Source organism: Pseudomonas sp. W2I6 (assembly GCF_030815935.1).
GTDB lineage: Bacteria > Pseudomonadota > Gammaproteobacteria > Pseudomonadales > Pseudomonadaceae > Aquipseudomonas.
In genome coordinates this window covers 1,331,352-1,350,284 of the sequence record NZ_JAUSXJ010000001.1, presented here as the reverse complement: position 1 = coordinate 1,350,284, position 18,933 = coordinate 1,331,352, and the positions used below count along the sequence as shown (strand labels likewise).

Here is an 18,933-nt window from a genome sequence, read left to right as displayed (position 1 = left end):
TCACGCCAGCAGTTCTGCGATCCACCGCGCCTGCTGGGCGACCTCTTGCATCTTGTCCTCGGGCACCGCTTGCCGCGCCTGGGCGAAGTCGCTCAGGGTCTGCTGTTTGTGGCGCAGGATGCGCTGCCACTTGAGCAGGAATTCCGGGCTGCGGGCCTGCATTTGCAGCGGGCCGAAGTACAGTTCTTCGGCGGTGTAGGTCACAGGCCCGGCGTGCTCGGCAACGATGATTTCGTAGAAGAATCGGTTCTCCCGCAGCAGCTCTTCGCACACGATGCGGTAGCCGTTCTCCATCAACCACTGGCGCAACGGTTGCTCGCCGCCGTTGGGCTGCAGCACCAGGCGCTCCCGGCCGTTGAGGCGCGCCTTGTCGCTGTCGAGGATATCGCGGATGGTCTCGCCGCCCATGCCGCAGATGCTGATCGCGGTGATCCCGTCTCCCGGCTCGATCGCCGCCAGGCCACTGGCCAGGCGTACGGTGATGTGTTGCTCCAGCTCGTTCTCGCGCACCGTGCGCTCGGCTGCGCGAAACGGCGTCAGGGCCACCTCGCCCGCCACCGCCGCCACGATGGCGCCGCGGCGCATCAATGCCACCGGCAGGTAGCCGTGGTCGGAGCCGATATCCGCCAGGCGCGCCCCGGCGGGGACGTGCGTCGCCACGCGCTCAAGGCGCATGGACAATGTGTGTTCGTTCAACTGACGTTCCTTTTCGGTAATACCCTGGCCATTGTATTGCGGGTTCATCAAAGAGGAACGTCACTTTGGTGAGCGCCGTCAATCAGTGGCCGCCAGCCTTACCAGTTCCTTGCGCAACAGCGAACGATCCAGCACCGCCATCCCGGCCTGCCAGTCGATGGAAAGCAACTGGCTCAGTTTTTCCTGGCTGACCTTGGGCTCAGCCAGGAAATAACTTTTGCACTCGCGGATACTGATGAGATTCACCAGCCAGTCCTCCCCCTGCGCCGCCAGCCAATCAGCGATGGTCGAGCGATGCTTTCGGATCAGCGCACCGGCATCCCACACCGTCATCTGCGCAAAAACCTGCGGCAGGTTGCTGTCGGCTTTCAGCCACTTCAGGTCACCCGCCAACGCGCCTGCAAGGTCTGACTCGATAGTGGCCTGGCACTCGGAGAAATACCGCTCAGGCCAGTCTGCCGCGAGTTTCGCCAGCAGCGCGAGGGTTTCATAAGCCCGAACATCCGCCGCGGTGGTCAACTGCCCGGTAAAATTCAGGGTATTGTCCAGGATTGCCGTGGCCAGCAGCGCGGCACTGTGCTCACTGATCAGCGGCAACAAACCGGCCGCTTCCCAACGCAGGAAAACCTGCGTCGCTGCCGCGCCGATCAAACGGATGTCTGCGGCACTTCCCAGCCTCTGCGCCCAATAGGTTTCAAACCCCGGGTGATGGTCAATCACCTCCACCACCTGATCGAGCACGACCACCGGGTCGAAGTGGTGGAAGTCCGAGATATCCACCATCACAAACTCATCGCCGGGCTCGGGTCGGTAGTCATCCAGTGACGATCGCCAGCCGAGCACGGTCCTGGAGATGCTGGCATTCAGTGGAGCACTGCTGACGGCACGCGCCTCGATTCCCTGACGATTCAACAACTCGGCATACGCAATGCAGCAGGCGTATGCATCGATGTCCAGATACGCCGAGCCGGAGGTGACTACCCTCATCGGAAAAACTCCATGATTTCATATTTTTGGCAGGCAAATTTCACACGCCTTTATGACGAAAACATGACTAAATGGACAGAACAACCCTGGAGATTCGAGCAATGACGTCATTTCGCGTTCGCGAGCTGAGCAGTACGGACACTGAAGCATTGCTGGCCTTCGAAGCCCGTAACCGTGACTGGTTCGAGTCGCATATCGAGGCGCGCGACCCATCGTTTTACTCGGTGCAGGGCGTCGCCGAGCATATTGACGGTTATCTATCAGGCCTGGCCACCGGCACATGGCACCCGTTCGTGATCGAAGACGCCAACGGCGAAATCGTCGGTCGCGCCAACCTGAAAAGCATCGACTCGCCAAAGGGCTCTGCCGAAGTCGGCTACCGCGTGGGTGAGCGCTCGTGCGGGCAAGGGCTGGCAACCCTGGCGCTGAACCATCTGATCCGCGAGGCACAGGCGCGCTGGGCACTGACCCAACTGGTGGCGTACGTGTACCCCGAGAATGTGGGCTCACAAAAAGTCCTGACCCGCTGCGGTTTCGTGCCCGACCAGCCCGCACCGGACGGCAAGCCCCAGGGCGAAAACCGCTTTGTCCTGACATTCCAGGCCTGAAGACCCGGCCCCCCGGCGAACCTTTACCCGGTAAACACCGTCCGAGCTAGGGCATTGATGTTTACCGCTCGCCGCGAGGTTTCCGTTTGAAAGCTGCCATCATCAAAAAATACCGCCTGATCATCAAGACCATGGGCTATGTAGGCTGGGCGCTGTTCTGGCTGCTGCTCTGGGATATCGCCGTCACCGTGGACTTCATGCTGTTCCTCAACAGCAAGATCAACCTGCCGCTGATGCCCCTCACCCTGCTCGGCTCGGCGCTGGTGGTGCTGATCAGTTTCCGCAACAGCAGCGCCTACAACCGCTGGTGGGAGGCACGCACGTTGTGGGGGGCGATGGTCAACAATTCCCGCAGCTTCGCTCGGCAAGTGCTGACGCTGCTGGATGACCCGGACAATGAGGTCAACCCGATAAAGGCGACCTTGCTGCGCCGGCACGTGGCGTATGTGAACTGCCTGGCGGCGCACTTGCGGGGCCAGCCTTGCCCGGAGGAAATCCGCGCCTTCCTGCCGGCCGACGAGTTCGCCCGCAGCACCAGTACCAATAACTTTTCCAACGACATCATCAACGGCTCCGCAGCCCTGCTGGCCCAGGAATACAAGGCCGGGCGCCTGGACAGCATTCGCCTGGCACGGTTGGAGTCGACTCTGGTGGATTTGTCCAACAGCCAGGGCGGCATGGAGCGCATCGCCAATACGCCGCTGCCCTACCCTTACGTGTATTTCCCACGGCTGTTCATCTCGCTGTTCTGCCTGATCGTGCCGGTGGGCCTGGTGGAATCCCTGGGCTGGTTCACCCCGCTGGCGTCCACGGTGGTGGGCTTCATGCTGCTGGCCATCGAACGCATCGGCACCGATTTGCAAAGCCCGTTCCGCGACAGCGAGCACCAGATCCAGATGGAAGCCCTTTGCGAAACCATCGAGAAAAACCTGCAGTCGATGCAGCGTGATTCCCTGGGGGGCGAGCGGATCAGTTAATCCTTGCCGGGCCGTTAACAAAAAAATCCAGCCAGTGGTGAATTATTCAGTGTCCGCATGTATCTGACCCATTAAGCGCATGCCACCAAAACAGTGGCATCGAAATGGACCTGCGGCTGAGTATTCCCATGAAATCACGCAAGAAAACCGTCAATCCGATTGGATTGGATGACATCACCATCGTCGACGACGCCAAGATGCGCAAGGCGATCACCGCCGCTGCGCTGGGCAATGCCATGGAGTGGTTCGACTTCGGGGTGTATGGCTTTGTCGCCTATGTGCTGGGCAAGGTGTTCTTCCCCGAAGCGTCTCCCAGCGTACAGATGATCGCGGCCCTGGCGACCTTCTCGGTGCCGTTCCTGATTCGCCCGCTGGGCGGCCTGTTCTTTGGCCGGCTGGGGGACAAATACGGCCGGCAAAAGGTCCTGGCGGCGACCATCGTGATCATGTCCCTGAGCACCTTCGCCATCGGGCTGATCCCCTCCTATGACTCGATCGGCATCTGGGCGCCGATCCTGTTGCTGCTGGCCAAGATGGCCCAGGGCTTCTCGGTGGGCGGTGAGTACACCGGTGCCTCGATCTTCGTCGCCGAATACGCCCCGGACCGCAAGCGCGGCTTCCTCGGCAGTTGGCTGGACTTCGGCTCCATCGCCGGCTTCGTGCTCGGCGCGGGCGTGGTGGTGCTGATTTCGGCGGTGATCGGCGAAGACGCCTTCCAGTCCTGGGGCTGGCGCCTGCCGTTCTTCCTCGCCCTGCCGCTGGGCATGATCGGGCTCTACTTGCGTCATGCCCTGGAAGAAACACCGGCCTTTCAACAGCACGTGGAGCAACTCGAACAAGGTGACCGCGAAGGCCTGGCGGGCGGCCCGAAAGTCTCGTTCAAGGAAGTCGCCACCAAGCACTGGCGCAGCCTGATGACCTGTGTCGGCGTGGTGGTGGTGACCAACGTCACGTACTACATGCTGCTCACCTACATGCCGAGCTACCTGTCGCACAACCTGCACTACAGCGAAAACCACGGCGTGTTGATCATCATCGCGATCATGGTCGGCATGTTGTTCGTGCAGCCGATGATTGGCTTTGTCAGCGACAAGATCGGGCGCAAACCCTTCATTCTGTTCGGCAGCATCGCGCTGTTCTTTCTCGCCATTCCGGCGTTCATGCTGATCAACAGCGGCAAGCTCGGGCTGATTTTCTCGGGGCTGCTGATCATTGCGGTGGTGCTCAACTTCTTTATCGGCGTGATGGCGTCCACCCTGCCGGCGATGTTCCCTACCCACATCCGCTACAGCGCGCTCGCCAGCGCCTTCAACATCTCGATCCTGATTGCCGGCCTCACGCCAACCGCCATGGCCTGGCTGGTGGAGACCACCAACAACCTGTACATGCCGGCCTATTACCTGATGGTATTCGCCGTACTGGGGCTTTTCACCGCCCTGACCATGAAGGAAACCGCCAACAAACCCCTGCGCGGCGCGGCACCGGCGGCGTCGGATATCGAGGAAGCCAAGGAGCTGCTGCAGGAGCACGAAGACAATATCGAGCAGAAGATCGAAGATATCGACGCGCAAATCGCCGAGCTGGAAGCCAAGCGTGAAAACCTGGTGCAGCAACATCCACGCATCAACTGACGCAACATATTTGGAAACGAATAGCGGGTGAACTAACGCGCAAGCAGCACGCTCCTTCCTTAAGCGCAGTCAGCGCGGCCCTGATGAGCCTCATCAGGGCCGCTCAACGATAAGGAGCCGCCCGTGACCGACACCACCACCCTCACCTACCGCTGCACGCCTGGTCCGCTTCACGCGACCTTGCTGGCCGGTACCGTCCCGCTGTTTCTCGGCGCCCTGCTGAGCGACATTGCCTACTACCAGACCTACCAGTTCCAATGGAGCAACTTCGCCGCCTGGCTGATCGCCGGCGCTCTGCTGTTCTGCGGGCTGGCGGGGTTGTTTTCACTGGTCAACCTGCTGCGTGCCGACCGCAAGGCCGGGCGCCCCACGGTGTACTTCCTGCTGTTGCTGGTGACCTGGGCGCTGGGCCTGGTGAATGCCTTTGAGCATGCGAAGGATGCCTGGGCCGTGATGCCTTCGGGCCTGGTGTTGTCTGCCGTCGTGACCCTGCTGGCCTGCGCGACCACGTGGGTCGGGCTGACCAACCTGCGCTCGGGAGGTGCCCAATGAAGCCTTCCAGCACGCTGACCGTTTTAAGCATGGCGATGTTGTTGAGCGCCTGCGGTGGCGAAGCCGACAGCACTCAGGCTCGCGGCCCCGACCCCAAGCTGCCGGAACCCCAGCGCGGCCTGTTGCCCAGCATGAAGATCGCCGAACCGGTGGCCTGGGCCGAGCAGAAACCCACGGTGCCCGAGGGTTTCAGCATCACGGCCATCGCCACCGACCTGCGGATCCCGCGCCAGACCCTGGTGCTGCCCAACGGCGACATTCTCGTCGCCGAAGGCCGGGGCGGCAACGCAGCGAAACTCAAGCCCAAGGATGTGATCGCCAGCGTGATCAAGGCCGAGGGCAACACCAAGGTCAAGGGCGGCAATCGCCTGACCCTGCTGCGCGATGCCGACGGTGACGGCACCTACGAGTTGAAAACCGTATTCGCCGAAAACCTCAACGCGCCCTACGGCCTGGCCTTTGCCGACGGCAAGCTGTACGTGGCGAACCAGGATGCGCTGGTGCGCTTCGACTACGCAGACGGCCAGACCAAGGCCGGTGGCCCGCCCACCACCGTCACCGAGCTGCCCGCCGCGATCAATCACCACTGGACCAAATCCCTGGCGATCAGCCCCGACGGCCGCTCGCTGTATGTGGGCATCGGGTCCAACAGCAACATCACCGAACGCGGCATGGAGGTCGAGATCGACCGGGCGATGGTCTGGCAGATCGACGCCGCCACCGGCGCCCACAAGCCTTATGCAACCGGTTTGCGCAACCCGACGGCATTGACCATTCAACCGGGCTCCGGGCAGGTGTGGGCGGTGGTCAACGAGCGGGATGAACTGGGGCCGGACCTGGTGCCGGATTACCTGACCTCGGTGCGCGAAGGCGAGTTCTACGGCTGGCCCTACAGCTATTGGGGCCAGAACGTCGACACCCGCGCCCAACCGCAGAACCCGGCCAAGGTCGCCGCCGCGATCAAGCCGGATTACAGCCTGGGTTCCCACGTCGCCGCGCTGGGCGTCGATTTTTCCATCCCGGCCATGGGCGAGAAATATGCCGACGGCGTCTTCGTCGGCGAGCACGGCAGCTGGAACCGGGACAATCCGGTGGGCTACAAGGTGATCTTCGTGCCGTTCAGCAATGGCCGGCCTGCCGGTGAGCCGCTGGACTTCGCCACGGGTTTCCGCGGGGACGATGGCAAGACTCGCGGGCGGCCGGTGGGGGTCACGGTTGATCCGAAGGGTGCGCTGATCATTGCCGATGACCTGGCCAACACGGTGTGGAGGGTGACGCGCAATAAATAAGGCCTGAAGCGGCCGATGTGGTTGCCTTCCTGTGGAGCGCGGCGGTACCTTCGCCGCACTCACGAACAGGAAGGTAACCGCAATGCCAGACACCACCGACAACGGCTTCTATGATCGCGCGGACGCGCACATCGAGCTGTCCAACGAGCAGTTCAGGGCGTTCGCCGACCTGGGCAAAGTCAGCGCCTCGATGATGTTCGGCACCACACGCTTCAATGCCTGGGTCAGCGCACGCAGCTTTAAATCCGGCGAAGAAATGGCCCAGGCGCGTGAGGCGATGCTGAAGTATTTCTGTGATCAGTACCGGATGATGCTTGAGGATAATCTTGATGATCACATCAACAATTTCAGCAAGTACATGCTCGTTAAGGGCAGTTGAACCCGCCCGCACAGGGCGGTGTGTCGACCTGTGATACCCGGCGCTCAAATTGCAACGAAGTGGCCCGCGGCGACCTCGCGGTAACTGATCGGCGGAGCCTTGTAGCCCACCTCGTAAATCCTGCTGGGCACGCTCTCCTCCATCAGGCTGAACGGCTTTCTGGGCACGTTCAGGTCCGCCGAGGGCACCGCGCTCAGCAACCTTTGGGTGTAAGGGTGCTGAGGCTGCTCGAACACTGACTGGCGTGGCCCGATCTCAACGATGCGTCCGTGGTACATCACCCCCACCCGGTGGCTGACCCGCTCGACCACCGCCAGGTCATGGGAAATAAACAGGAATGAAATGCCCATCTCGCGCTGCAGGTCCTGCAGGAGATTAATCACCTGGGCTTGAATGGACACGTCCAGCGCCGAGACGGCTTCATCGGCGATGATCAGCTTCGGAGACAGAGTCAGCGCCCGCGCGATGCAGATCCGCTGTCGCTGCCCACCCGAGAACTCGTGCGGATAGCGTTGTGCATGCTCCGCCGACAGCCCCACCTTCTCCAGCAATATTCGCACCTGCTTTCGTGCTTGCGCGCCATGTGCAATGCCATGAACATGCAGCGGCTCCAGCAGGCTGTTCTCGATCGTGAGACGCGGGTTCAGGGATGCATAGGGATCCTGGAAGACCATCTGGATATCGCGGCGCAGCGAGTTCATATCGCTCTTGTTCAACGTCGTAAGGTTCTTGCCACCGAAAACGATATTCCCGCCCTGTATCGGCATCAGCCCGGCAATCGCACGAGCGCTGGTGGATTTCCCGCACCCGGACTCGCCCACCAGGGCCAGCGTTTCACCTGAGTAGATATCAAAGTCGATGCCTTCGACGGCATGCACACGGCGCCGGACCTTCCCGAGGAGACCACCTTTGAGGTCGTACCGAATGGACAACGACTCGACTCTGAGCACCGGCGGACTCTGGTAGTCCGGGGCCACGCCAGGCGCAGGTTCTGCACCCGCTGCGACGTCATCATCGATCAAGGCAAATTTTGCGGGAAGTTGAGTGCCACGCATTGAGCCGATTTTTGGAACAGCCGCCAGCAATGCCCGGGTGTAGGGCTGCCTGGGCTCCTGCAGCACTGCCCTTGCCGGACCTTGCTCAACGGTCTCGCCTTTCTTCATCACCATCACATGGTCTGCGACTTCCGCCACCACGCCCATATCGTGGGTGATAAAGATCACACCCATGGCCAGGCTATCTTGCAGCTCCTTGATAATCCGCAGGATCTGCGCCTGCACCGTCACATCCAACGCTGTGGTCGGCTCGTCGGCGATCAGCAGTGTGGGCTCGCAGACCAGCGACATCGCAATCATGATCCGTTGGCGCATGCCGCCGGAAAGCTCATGGGGAAACCGGTTCATGACCTGCTTCGCATCCGGAATACGCACCAGGTCCAGCATGCGTAATGCCTGGGCTTCGGCTTGCGCACGGCTGCACCGCTGATGCAGCAAGATGCCTTCGATGAGTTGCGCGCTGATCTTGAAGACCGGATTCAGCGAAGTCATGGGCTCCTGAAAGATCATCGACATGGACGAGCCCCGCAGTGTGCGCATGACAGACTCGGGCGCCGCCACCAGGTCGACAATCTGGTTATTCCTGGTTTGCAGCTCCATCGAGCCCGAAAGCACCCGTCCGCCGGCGCGCTTGATCAGGCCCATCATCGCCATTGAGGTGACGGATTTGCCGGAGCCGGACTCACCCACGATCGCCAGCGTCTGACCGCGCATCACCTCGAAGGACACATCGCGCACCACCGGCGTCTCGCGCCCTCTGGTGCCGAAGCCGACACTCAGGTTTTTCACCCGGGCTACCAAATTCTCGTTCATGGGGCGCTCCTTTAATCGACGATCGCCGAGATGGCCGCGTCAAGGTCGGCACGGGATTGATCGACCTTGCGCCGGCTCTGCGCAACCCACTCACGGTCCTGCTCCAGTTCGTTCTGGGCGATCGACAATAATCGCCGGACCTCGTCCGGGCCGACGCCGCCCGCGGAAGTGCGGGTCTCGACAAAACGGCGCGGGTTCAAAGCATCGCGGACCTGGGCATCCGAGTAGCCCAGGGTTGAGCCGACAGTTTCCACGCTGGCTTGATCCAGTGCGGCGCCGGTCACCCCGGCAGGAGCCACGCCCTCGTACAGGCAGTTACGCACCAGGCGGGCCACGATGTGGTGGACCTGGCGGAAAGAGATGCCCCGGTCCCGAACGATCACATCGGCGAGGTTGCTGGCGGTGCACCAACTCCCGGAGAGCAGGGCTGTCATCCGGTCCTCATGCACCACCAGGGTTTCAATGATGCCGGTAAACAGGTCCAACATGCCTTCGGTGGTGGCCAGCGCATCATGGATCAACGGCAGGTCGCGCATCGCCTGGTCGCCGGTGCCTTCGGACCGGAAAGTGGCCAGGGCCGTGCTGAGCCAGGTCACCGATCCACCTGCAGCTTTCTTGATGGTTTCCAAGCCGCTGGGGTTTTTCTTCTGCGGGAAAATACTGCTGGTGCCGCAATAGCCGTCGTGGCTTTCCACCGTTCCAAATTCGACGCTCGACCAGATATGCAGGTCGGTTGCCAGATCGTTCAGGTCGGCCATGACAAAGGACAATGCGCCAATCGTCTCTGCTGCGTACCATGCTTCGCGGCCCAGCTTGGAGTTTTCTACCAGGCTGTCGAACCCCAACAGGTGCGTGGTGCGCCCACGGTCCAGCGGCCAGGACGTGCCGGCCAGGCCGACGGCACCAAGGGGGTTGCGATTGACCCGGGTGTAAGCGTGCATCAAGCGGCTGAAGCTGTCGTGCAGCCTCGACGTAAAACTCAAAAGGTAGTGGCCGAACACCCAGGGCTGGGCATGCTGCATATGGGTGTAGCCGGGCATGATGGTGCCCGAATGCGTGGAGGCCTTCTGAATCAACGCCACCTGGAACTCATTGATACGGTCCAGCACCGCCAGGATGCGCTTGCGGTCGTACAGGCGGCGTACCGTTGCCCCTTGGTCTATCCGGCTGCGGCCGGTGTGCATCTGCCCGGCCGAGTCTTCGCCGATCCGGGAGAAAAGGTACGATTCAACCTGAAGCAGGAAGCTGCCTTTCTTTACATCAAACGGGAAGTCGGCGGGAACCATGTCCCGAATCAACCGCAGCTCCGCGAGGATGGCTTGCCCGACCGACACAGAAAGAATCTGCTGTTCAACCAGCATCACGGTGTGCGCCAGGTCCACTTCGACAAACTCGTGAAACTGACGTTTCTCGGTCTCAAGTGCCGGAATATCATGGTACTTGACCATGCGTTCAGCGGGAGGAGCACTCAGGCGAGCGTCGGTTAACAGTGTTTCGTTGGCATGTAAATTCGACATTTAAATCACCGCTCAATAAGTTCTACATTCGTCAAATCGATGGTCCCTTCATAATCGACATCCAGGCCATTCAACGCTTTACGCACACCAATTATTTGCTCCTGGTCAAACAGCGGCAGATTGTCCGGGTCTTGTTCCCATAGAATCTGCTGAATCTGGCCGTAATAGGACATGCGTGTTTTTTCATCCAGTTCACGCGAGGCCAACTGAAGTAATTTGTCTACCTGAGGGTTGCTGTAACCCGTGAGATTCTGCGGGTCGCCGCTGGACAACTTTCGACGCAAACGAATATCCGCGTCAGATATGCCCGTTCCCAGTAACCACATGTTTGCGTCATTGCTACCTTTGCCCGTGCCCTTGCCCGGCTCGGGGCGATACAAGTTCTTTTGATACGTTGCCCATTCCCATACCTTAAACTCGGTCTTCAGCCCCACGGCGTTAAGATAGCCTTGGACAACTTCCGAGACCTGGCGATCTTTGGTATAGCGTCCCGCCGGGGTCCATATAACTACGGTGCCTGGATAACCGCCTGGATATACCTCGTTAATTATTTTTCTTGCCGCATCAGGGTCGTACTTCACCGGAGGGAATTCACGTCGGGCTTGCGTACCCTCCGGAAATGGGCCAGTGGGTACTTTTCCATATCCCAACAACACTTTGTCGACCAATGCCTGGCGATCAATCGCCATACTCACCGCCCTCCGTATGCGCGGGTCATCAAAGGGCGGTTTGGTCAGGTTCATTTCAAAGAACACCTGGAATGTGCTGGGTACCCGCAGCAAGGTGGATTTATTCAGTTCCTTTAATTCAATAGCCGCCTCGGGCGATAAATTTGCCGCGATATCCGCATTGTTCGTTCGCAGCTCTATGACTCGGGAAGAATCTTCCCTGACCGGACGGAACACGATGGTTTCCGGTTTTGCCGTTGTTCCATAAAAAGCGTTGTTCTTATGAATAACGGCCTGGTCGTTGGGTATCCAACTATCAAATACGTAGGGCCCGGTACCGACGGGATGGTGCCCATAAGCCCGTCCATATTTAACGACAGCGGCCGGACTGCTGATTGACGAAGATTCTTTTGCCAGTAACTCCAACATTGTGGGTGACGGATTTTTTGTGGTGATGCGTAACTCATTCGGCGCTAGCGCATCCACCGAAGCTATATCCGCATAGTAGGACCGGTGCGGAGAACCGAGCTTGGGGTTCATGATTCGGTCCAGGTTAAACTTCACCGCTGCAGCATCAAACGCCGTGCCGTCATGAAAGGTAATTCCCGGTTTCAGGATAAAAATCCATTGCCGTCCATCCTCGGACCTTGACCATGACTGCGCCAAATCAGCTACAAACGTGTTATGCCCGTGACCGTCCCATGCGACCAACCGATTAAACAGGTGATTAATCACGTTATAGGAAGGCACACTGCGCGAAATCGCTGGGTCCAGGGTATCGATATCAGCGCCTTGAACGAATGTCAGCTTCTTCAGGTCTTTGGCGTTGGCAACAAACGATAGGCCCGCCGACAGTCCAAGGATGCCGACAACAGCGAAACTCCGTATCAATACTTCCAGGCAATTCAGACGCCGCATAATCTTTCTCGCTTGATAATTCTGGTGGACACACAGGGCGTGTTTAACCGCGCCGAACTCATTAATGCGTTACGTGATTTCGGGTCGATATAGTCTCGCAACGCATCCCCCACAATGTTGAAACTCAATATGGTCAAAACCAGTGCAAATCCGGGCGCAATCAATACGTAGGGATGGGTGGTCAATAACGGCCGCGACTCGGCAATCATCGAGCCCCACTCCGGGGTGGGCGGCGGCGGGCCAAGCCCCAGAAAGCTGAGCCCGGAACCAATGAGGATTGCTTCAGCCAGCGAGACGGTGGCCTGGATAATGACCAGCGAACCGATATTCGGCAGGATATGTATCAGCAGCAGCCGCAGATCGCTGACGCCAATCGACTTGGAGGCCAATACAAACTCGCGGTTTCTCAATGCCATGACCGGCCCGGCAAAGAAACGCACGTAAATCGGGATCGTTGAAATGGCGATGGCCAGTGTCAGGCTTACTATGCTGTTGCCCGCCACCGTGATGACCAGAATGGCAACCAGTGTCCGGGGAAATGCAATCATCGAGTCCATGACCCGCATCACCACCCCGGCGATGGCGCCGTTGTAATAGCCACACGCCGCACCTAAAGCGATGCCAATGACCATCGCAATGCTGACACTTGAAACTGCGACGGTGAGCGTAATTCGTGCCCCCCACACGACTCGACCCAACAAGTCACGGCCCAATTGGTCCGTGCCGAGCCAGGAACTTGCACCGGGCTCGACAAGGGACGTTGATAAGTTGATCTTGGTGACCGAATCCCAATCAAACAACAAAGGGGCAGCTATCGCCGCAGCAACCATCACCAGGATCACGATCAATGAAGCAAACGCGAACCAGCGCTTATTGGAAATAAGGAAACTGACAAAGCCCAACCGATATTTTTTCGGAAGTTTCATATCGGCCTCAGTTGTAAGTGACGCGAGGGTCGAGGACGCCATAAACCAAATCCACCATTAAGTTGATAATTACCACCACCGCGGCAAACACAAGAACTGTGCCTTGGACGACATAAATATCCCGAGCCATGATTGCATCAATCAAGAGCCGCCCCATTCCCGGCCAGGCAAATACTGTCTCGACAATAACCGCGCCACCCAGTAACCGGCCGAAGTCCATACCGAATACTGTCACCAATGGAATGGCCGCATTGGAAAGTGCATGCTTGAGTACTACCTTGTAACTCGGTACACCTTTCGCATAGGCAGTACGAATATAATCTTCCCTCAGCACATCCATCATGGTGGATCGGGCCAGCCGTGAAAAAGTTGCAACATACGGCAAACCAAGTGTCAAGGCCGGTAATATCAGGTATTGCAGCCCGCCTCTGCCGGTCGGCGGCAACCATCCGAGGTTGGCTGAAAAGATCAGCATCAATATCAGTCCCAGAAAGAAGCCAGGCATTGATATGCCCAGAACTGCAACGGTGGTCAGCGAACTATCAAGGAAGCCTCTGGGCTTCAAAGCGGCCGCAATACCGAGGGGAACACCAATGATGACGGCAAGCAACATTCCGGCAGCGGTCAGTTCAATCGTGGCGGGAAGAGTTCTGGCTATACCTTCGAGCACGGGCGTGAATGTCTGGAATGACTCGCCAAAATCACCCACGACAACTTTCCTGACATAAATAAGGTATTGATTGATTAGCGGCTTATCCAATCCGTAGTTTTGCCTTATTTGCGCAACATCTTCCGCTGTTGCATCCGGACCTGCTGCCAGCTGCGCAGGATCTCCCGGAATAAAGTGCATGACCAGGAAGACCACAATGGAGACTCCCAGCAGCATCGGAAGCAGAAGTAACAACCTGCGGACGGTATAATTCAGCACGCGCTATCCTCTTTTTTATTTTTACTTAAGCGGCACCCGATATTAATAACGGGAACTGCTTTTCTTTGGTAAAACCACGCAACTAAATCATCGCGCCGTTACATGCTTATAGCAAACCGGTAACAGGTTGGACGCACATAACAAAATGTTATACGCTCGCAAAAATGCGCCCTCCAACATTCGATCGAGAGCCACAATGAAACTCAATCCTCGCCAATTGGAAGCTTTCAGGGCGGTCATGCTCACCGGAAGCATGACTATCGCCGCCGAGGCACTTCAGGTCAGTCAACCGGCCATCAGCCGGCTCATCCGCGACCTCGAAATTGTCCTTTCCCTTCGACTGTTTCGCCGTGAAGGCAATCGCCTCATTCCCGGGGCGGAAGCACAGGTGTTGTACGCGGAGGTGGACAAGTTTTATCAAGGCATAGAACGCATCGAGCGGGTTGCAGAGGACCTTGTGACGCTGCGCACCGGCACATTGAGGATCAGTTCAATGAGCACGCTGGGGCTCAGTGTGGTGGCTGAGGGGGTATGCCGATTCGCGCGAAAGCACCCCGAGGTCAGAACCTCGTTGGATGTGCGCAACTCGGTGGGCATCCTGGAACTGACGTCTGCCAACCAGATCGATATTGGTTTTGTGCAGATTCCTTCAGGGGAATATCCCGGGATCCAGGTGATCAACCTGCCACCCATCAGCGCGGTGTGCGTGATGCCGGCCAACGATATGTTGGCCACCAAAGACGTGGTGACCCTGGAGGATTTGCACGGGCGACGCCTGATTACCCTGAACGCCAACAATCCTTTGCAGCGACGCATCACATCAGCCATGGAGGCTCGGGGTGTTGCAGGCGTCTCCAGCGTTGAAACCACCGCCGCGCACTCCGCCTGCGGAATGGTGTCCGGGGGGCTCGGCATCACCGTGTGTGATCCATTCACCGCCTCCTACTCGAAATACCCGGGCCTTACGTTCAGACCGCTGGACCAGGACATACCCTTCGAGGTTTCGATGGTATTTCCGGGTCACCAGCAGCGCTCCAAGCTCGCCTCGGATTTCATGCAGGTCATGGAAGGTATCTTCAGGTCGGAGTTTATTTCCATGATTCCCCGTGAAGCGTACTAATCGCGAGTCACTTCAGTTCGGTTGAGTAATTCAGCGGCACCCATTGCCACGCGGCGCCCTGACCACGCAAATGCCCCAGGCCGGGAAACGAGAGGTGCGCCGCGCCGACCAGCGCGCCCTCTTTCGCAGCCAGGCTGAACACGGTCTCGCGGGCAGTGGTGGCGGCTTTCTTGTCCGTATCAAACTCGATAGTCACCGACGGGTCGGCAAACTGCACGGCACCGGCGTGGATCAGATCACCGGCGACAATCATCTTCTGGCCTTTGCTCTCAACCAGGTAGCTGGTGTGCCCCAGGGTATGGCCATAGCTGGACAGCGCCTTGAACCCCGGCAGGATCTCCCCGCTGCCCTGGAAAGGCTGGAACTTTCCAAGCGCGATATACGGGTTCAAGGAAGCCATTGCACCCTTCGCGAACTCGGGTACGAAGCTGTTGGCGTCGGCCGAGGCAGGCTCCAGCCTCGCCGGCGAGAGCCAGTAATCGGCGTCACGCTTGTCGGCGTGTACCGTGGCGTTCGGAAACACCATCACCCCTTCGGCAACCAGCCCACCCACGTGGTCCGGGTGCATGTGCGTGAGAAGGATGTCATCGACCTGCTCCGGCTTGTAGCCGGCTGCCTGCAGGTTGGCCGCGAGCTTGCCCAGGGTCGGCCCGAAGAGCGCACCAGCGCCGGTATCGATCAGGATGAGCCGAGTGCCGGTATTGACGAGATACGCGTTCGTCGAGGTCTCGGTGGGCACCCCGAGGAACGCCTTGCGCAGTGCGGTAGTGGTCTTGGCAGCCGGCTCATTCAGCAATTTGTCGAACGGTGCATCGATGGTGCCGTCACTCAGCGCGGTGACCTCGAAATCTCCAAGCATCGTGCGATAGTAACCAGGGGCCTGGGTTTTGACTTGGGGCGCGGCGGCAACTGCCACCGCCGGTGCCGCGATGGCTCCCAGTGCCAGGGCAGCAGCAAGGGCCGTGTAATTCAACACGCGGGTAAATGTCAGCTTGGTCATGGTGCAGCTCTCCAGTTGGAATCGGCGGCATCCTATTCAAGCGTTTTTTATAGTTGAAATCGAAACTCCGCATGCCAGGTATGTGTGGCGTAGATACCTGCCAGGGCCTGATGTCGTCAGGAAAGCACGCAGAGCTTGAGTTGTTCGCGCAACCAGAGATGTGCCAGGTCCTTGTCGAACCGTGGATGCCAGGCAGAGAACAAACTGAAGTCGCGCACCTCGAGGGGCAGAGCAAGGGCCGCCAGCGAGCGCTCATAACGGCTCAGGAAACGGGACGGAAGCACACTTACACAATCGCTGTTCTGCAGCAGCAATGGAACGATGCTGTAGTAAGGCACCGACACCGCGACACGGCGCGCACGCCCCTTCTGCGCGAGCACATCATCAATAAAACCGTGAAAGCTGTTCACGGCACCCGACACCACCACATGCTCCAGGCCCAGGTATTCCTCCAGCGTTGGTGGCGCGGATCCGCGAGGGTGATCGGCGCGCTGGGCCATCTTGAATTCTTCCTGCAGCAGCAACTCGTGCGACAGGTTCCCGATACGGCTGTGTGATACCAGCGCGACGTCAATCTCGCCGCTTTCCAACTGATCGCCAAGCAACACCTGGTCGATCGCACGTATCGAAACCCGGATGCCCCCAGGACTCGCAGCCTGCACAAGCTGCACCAGCCGGGGCGCGACGATCGCAGCGGCGTTATCGTTCGCGCCCAATCACAAAGGTCCGGTCCGACTTGGCAGGATCAAAGCATGGAAGGTCACCGACCACCGTCCCCAGTACCTGCAACGCCTGGCGCAACGGCTGACGCAAATGTTCGGCACGTGCTGTCAGCACCATGCCTTTTCCGGACTGAGCAGGCATCAATAAAGGGTCGCCGAACAGGTCACGCAACCGCGACAACTGCGCGGATAACGCCGACTGCGTCAGGTTGAGCTTCGCCGCCGCCCGCGTGACGTTCCTCTCCTCAAGCAAGACGCTGAGGGAAGTCAGGAGCGCGAGGTTGTGTCCAGTCAGGTTCATCGGGTTGATCCACTGCCATCTCTCAAGGTGACGTTAATGTAATCAGATACTGCCCCGACGTCACAGGCCTCCCTTGGCCATCCACCAACGCATATTGCTGCTGGTAATAGCGGTCTCCCCGGCCACTGTCGGCGACCAGCTTCACGTTCACGGCGCTGTGGTCGAGGGCCGTGACCGAGCCCACCGGTTGCACACTGCGCACGCTGATGGCGCTGCCGCGTGCGGACGTAGGGCAATTGTTGAGTTTCATCCCGTTGGCCACGGCGAGCGGTGTGCAAGACGCTTCGACGATGCTGCCGTGAAACGAGATGACTCCCTGCCCCACCGGGCTCGCGGCCATGCAGGCACCGGACAGGCTGAACAACAGGCCAACATGGATTGCAGACATTCTCTTGATGCGCATGCCGATACTCCCGGGGGTGATAAAGCCTATGCCCCGGGATATCGGCCGAGCAGCAGGTTATTTTAAGATTTGTCTGATGTTAGAAGCGGTTTTTCCAAAGACTTTGGAAATATCAGTGCCCGCCAACCACAGGTTTACCGTGGGCCCGGTGCCCCGGCTTGAAGCCATGGAGTCGCGCGCACCACACAATCGCGAAGCCCACCGCCAGCAACACCAACATTGCCCATGGGAAAGACGCCACGCCCCAGGTATCCAGCAACACGCCACCCACCACGCCGCTTCCGGCAATCGCGCTGTTCCAGGCCACCACATTCAGCGACAGCGCCACGTCCGCACCATCCCCGGCTGCGTCCGCCAACGCGGTTTGCAGCAACGTCGCAGCGCCGCCAAAACTCAAGCCCCACACCGCCACGCCGAGGTAAATAACGCCCGGCACCTGCGCCAGAAAACCAAACGCTAAACACGTCGCCGCAAAGCCCGCCAGGCTGACCAGCACCGTCTTGCGCAACGCCACATCCACCAACCGGGCAGTGACCCAAATCCCGAGCAGCGCCGCTATACCAAACACCAACAACACCAGATCCACACGGTCCACCAAGCCCGCCGGAGCCACGAACGGCGCGATGTAGGTATAGAGAATGTTATGGGCGAGCATCCATGAGATCACCACCGCCAGCACTGGCCGCACACCCGGCGTGGTCAGCACCTTGCGCAACGGCATGCGCTGATGGGCCGACTGGCCGGGATAATCCGGCACTTTCACCAGCACCCAGACAATCAGCACCAGGGTCAGTGCCGACATGATCCCGAACGTGGTGCGCCAGCCCACCAGCCCACCCAGCCAGGTGCCCAGCGGTACGCCGAGTGACAGGGCAATCGGCGTTCCTACCATGGCCAGCGCCAACGCCTTGCCCTGCTGATGTGGCTCTACCATGCGCCGCGCATAGCCGGCCAACAAACTCCAGGCCAGCCCCGCCGCCATCCCGGCGAGGAACCGCGCCAACAGCGTCAGCCCGTAGTGGGAGGACAGCGCCGTGATGGAGTTGAACAGCAGAAAACCGACGATGGTCAGCAGCAGCACATTGCGTCGCCGCCAGCCGCGAGTCGCGATGGTCAGCGGGATCACCGCCAGCACCGAGCCCAGCGCATACGCGGTGACCATCTGCCCGGCCATGGACGCTGAAACTCCCAGCCCATCGCTGATCAGCGGCAACAGGCCCGCCGGCAGGGTTTCGGTGACGATGCAGATGAAACCGGTCATGGCCAGGGCGAGCAAGGCGCCGACGGGCAAGCGGTCGGGAACGGCGTCTGCCGATAAGGTGGTTGAGGGGGTCACAGGGAAACTCCTTGAGCGAGAGGACTTAAATACCGATCGATATAAATGTTGGGCGACCCACGCAGCGTTGTCAACGACTTATGTATCGACTAGTATTTATCTCATCA

The 18,933-nt window shown here is 59.4% G+C and carries 19 protein-coding genes; 7 read left to right on the top strand and 12 right to left on the bottom strand.

Annotation, left to right across the window (positions count from 1 at the left end; genetic code table 11):
* Both QF039_RS06400 and QF039_RS06395 read right to left on the bottom strand, forming a co-directional pair.
* The gene (locus QF039_RS06400) at positions 1-696 is read right to left on the bottom strand and encodes a tRNA (adenine(22)-N(1))-methyltransferase TrmK (RefSeq protein WP_008433294.1); all 696 of its coding nucleotides are present in this window, start codon (positions 694-696) and stop codon (positions 1-3) included.
* 78 nt (positions 697-774) lie between these two features.
* Complete coding sequence (locus tag QF039_RS06395) at positions 775-1,683, bottom strand: bifunctional oligoribonuclease/PAP phosphatase NrnA (RefSeq protein ID WP_307517168.1); 909 nt, start codon at positions 1,681-1,683, stop codon at positions 775-777.
* Positions 1,684-1,784: 101 nt separating this feature from the next.
* Here QF039_RS06395 and QF039_RS06390 point away from each other — a divergent pair, with 101 nt between their 5' ends.
* From QF039_RS06390 to QF039_RS06365, 6 genes are all read left to right on the top strand, one after another.
* Positions 1,785-2,291 (top strand): GNAT family N-acetyltransferase, encoded by a 507-nt coding sequence (locus QF039_RS06390; protein WP_102605056.1) that lies wholly within the window; start codon positions 1,785-1,787, stop codon positions 2,289-2,291.
* An 86-nt stretch (positions 2,292-2,377) separates the two neighbouring features.
* Complete coding sequence (locus tag QF039_RS06385; protein WP_087692921.1) at positions 2,378-3,268, top strand: bestrophin family protein; 891 nt, start codon at positions 2,378-2,380, stop codon at positions 3,266-3,268.
* A gap of 128 nt (positions 3,269-3,396) precedes the next feature.
* Positions 3,397-4,899, top strand: a complete 1,503-nt coding sequence (proP, locus tag QF039_RS06380; RefSeq protein WP_003207926.1) for a glycine betaine/L-proline transporter ProP — start codon at positions 3,397-3,399, stop codon at positions 4,897-4,899.
* Between the two features lie 123 nt (positions 4,900-5,022).
* Complete coding sequence (locus QF039_RS06375) at positions 5,023-5,451, top strand: DUF2231 domain-containing protein (protein ID WP_307517167.1); 429 nt, start codon at positions 5,023-5,025, stop codon at positions 5,449-5,451.
* A complete protein-coding gene (locus QF039_RS06370) occupies positions 5,448-6,740 on the top strand; it encodes a sorbosone dehydrogenase family protein (RefSeq protein WP_307517166.1) in 1,293 nt (430 codons plus the stop codon). Before QF039_RS06375 ends, QF039_RS06370 begins: the two co-directional genes overlap by 4 nt.
* 82 nt (positions 6,741-6,822) lie before the next feature.
* A complete protein-coding gene (locus QF039_RS06365) occupies positions 6,823-7,119 on the top strand; it encodes a DUF3144 domain-containing protein (RefSeq protein ID WP_003207921.1) in 297 nt (98 codons plus the stop codon).
* A 44-nt stretch (positions 7,120-7,163) separates the two neighbouring features.
* Here the strand turns inward: QF039_RS06365 and QF039_RS06360 are convergent, their stop codons facing one another.
* Genes QF039_RS06360 through QF039_RS06340 form a run of 5 tightly spaced genes read right to left on the bottom strand, consistent with a single transcriptional unit; the run spans position 7,164 to position 13,944 of the window.
* Positions 7,164-8,987: an ABC transporter ATP-binding protein gene (locus tag QF039_RS06360; RefSeq protein ID WP_008433281.1), complete on the bottom strand. Its 1,824-nt coding sequence runs from the start codon at positions 8,985-8,987 to the stop codon at positions 7,164-7,166.
* 11 nt (positions 8,988-8,998) lie between these two features.
* Positions 8,999-10,504, bottom strand: coding sequence for an argininosuccinate lyase (argH, locus tag QF039_RS06355; RefSeq protein ID WP_023659030.1), 1,506 nt, complete (start codon positions 10,502-10,504; stop codon positions 8,999-9,001).
* Between the two features lie 5 nt (positions 10,505-10,509).
* Positions 10,510-12,090: an ABC transporter substrate-binding protein gene (locus QF039_RS06350; RefSeq protein WP_003207917.1), complete on the bottom strand. Its 1,581-nt coding sequence runs from the start codon at positions 12,088-12,090 to the stop codon at positions 10,510-10,512.
* Positions 12,078-13,016 (bottom strand): ABC transporter permease, encoded by a 939-nt coding sequence (locus tag QF039_RS06345; RefSeq protein WP_307517165.1) that lies wholly within the window; start codon positions 13,014-13,016, stop codon positions 12,078-12,080. Before QF039_RS06345 ends, QF039_RS06350 begins: the two co-directional genes overlap by 13 nt.
* Positions 13,017-13,023: 7 nt before the next feature.
* Positions 13,024-13,944 (bottom strand): ABC transporter permease, encoded by a 921-nt coding sequence (locus QF039_RS06340; protein ID WP_307517164.1) that lies wholly within the window; start codon positions 13,942-13,944, stop codon positions 13,024-13,026.
* 196 nt (positions 13,945-14,140) lie between these two features.
* On the opposite strand from QF039_RS06340, the gene QF039_RS06335 reads away from it, so the two are divergent.
* A complete protein-coding gene (locus tag QF039_RS06335) occupies positions 14,141-15,064 on the top strand; it encodes a LysR substrate-binding domain-containing protein (protein ID WP_087692926.1) in 924 nt (307 codons plus the stop codon).
* A gap of 7 nt (positions 15,065-15,071) precedes the next feature.
* On the opposite strand, the gene QF039_RS06330 is transcribed toward QF039_RS06335, so the two are convergent.
* The 5 genes from QF039_RS06330 to QF039_RS06310 all read right to left on the bottom strand — a co-directional run bounded on the left by QF039_RS06330 (position 15,072) and on the right by QF039_RS06310 (position 18,826).
* The gene (locus QF039_RS06330; protein WP_003207912.1) at positions 15,072-16,064 is read right to left on the bottom strand and encodes an MBL fold metallo-hydrolase; all 993 of its coding nucleotides are present in this window, start codon (positions 16,062-16,064) and stop codon (positions 15,072-15,074) included.
* A gap of 116 nt (positions 16,065-16,180) precedes the next feature.
* Positions 16,181-16,780: a LysR substrate-binding domain-containing protein gene (locus tag QF039_RS06325; protein ID WP_307517163.1), complete on the bottom strand. Its 600-nt coding sequence runs from the start codon at positions 16,778-16,780 to the stop codon at positions 16,181-16,183.
* Positions 16,764-17,087 (bottom strand): LysR family transcriptional regulator, encoded by a 324-nt coding sequence (locus tag QF039_RS06320; RefSeq protein WP_307517162.1) that lies wholly within the window; start codon positions 17,085-17,087, stop codon positions 16,764-16,766. The genes QF039_RS06325 and QF039_RS06320 overlap by 17 nt, the downstream gene beginning before the upstream one ends.
* A gap of 22 nt (positions 17,088-17,109) precedes the next feature.
* Positions 17,110-17,490, bottom strand: coding sequence for a type 1 fimbrial protein (locus QF039_RS06315; protein WP_003207908.1), 381 nt, complete (start codon positions 17,488-17,490; stop codon positions 17,110-17,112).
* A 112-nt stretch (positions 17,491-17,602) separates the two neighbouring features.
* Positions 17,603-18,826 carry an MFS transporter gene (locus QF039_RS06310; RefSeq protein ID WP_003207907.1) on the bottom strand — a complete coding sequence of 408 codons (1,224 nt, stop codon included), beginning with the start codon at positions 18,824-18,826 and terminating at the stop codon, positions 17,603-17,605.
* Positions 18,827-18,933 lie beyond the last annotated feature (107 nt).

Excerpts from the sequence above, each read along its gene's own strand:
- QF039_RS06315 (WP_003207908.1), bottom strand. The coding sequence starts at position 17,490 with ATGCGCATCAAGAGAATGTCTGCAATCCATGTTGGCCTGTTGTTCAGC.
- QF039_RS06320 (WP_307517162.1), bottom strand. The coding sequence starts at position 17,087 with ATGAACCTGACTGGACACAACCTCGCGCTCCTGACTTCCCTCAGCGTC.
- argH (WP_023659030.1), bottom strand. The coding sequence starts at position 10,504 with ATGTCGAATTTACATGCCAACGAAACACTGTTAACCGACGCTCGCCTG.
- QF039_RS06345 (WP_307517165.1), bottom strand. The coding sequence starts at position 13,016 with ATGAAACTTCCGAAAAAATATCGGTTGGGCTTTGTCAGTTTCCTTATT.
- QF039_RS06370 (WP_307517166.1), top strand. The coding sequence starts at position 5,448 with ATGAAGCCTTCCAGCACGCTGACCGTTTTAAGCATGGCGATGTTGTTG.
- QF039_RS06390 (WP_102605056.1), top strand. The coding sequence starts at position 1,785 with ATGACGTCATTTCGCGTTCGCGAGCTGAGCAGTACGGACACTGAAGCA.
- QF039_RS06330 (WP_003207912.1), bottom strand. The coding sequence starts at position 16,064 with ATGACCAAGCTGACATTTACCCGCGTGTTGAATTACACGGCCCTTGCT.
- QF039_RS06335 (WP_087692926.1), top strand. The coding sequence starts at position 14,141 with ATGAAACTCAATCCTCGCCAATTGGAAGCTTTCAGGGCGGTCATGCTC.
- QF039_RS06360 (WP_008433281.1), bottom strand. The coding sequence starts at position 8,987 with ATGAACGAGAATTTGGTAGCCCGGGTGAAAAACCTGAGTGTCGGCTTC.
- QF039_RS06350 (WP_003207917.1), bottom strand. The coding sequence starts at position 12,090 with ATGCGGCGTCTGAATTGCCTGGAAGTATTGATACGGAGTTTCGCTGTT.
- QF039_RS06365 (WP_003207921.1), top strand. The coding sequence starts at position 6,823 with ATGCCAGACACCACCGACAACGGCTTCTATGATCGCGCGGACGCGCAC.
- proP (WP_003207926.1), top strand. The coding sequence starts at position 3,397 with ATGAAATCACGCAAGAAAACCGTCAATCCGATTGGATTGGATGACATC.
- QF039_RS06395 (WP_307517168.1), bottom strand. The coding sequence starts at position 1,683 with ATGAGGGTAGTCACCTCCGGCTCGGCGTATCTGGACATCGATGCATAC.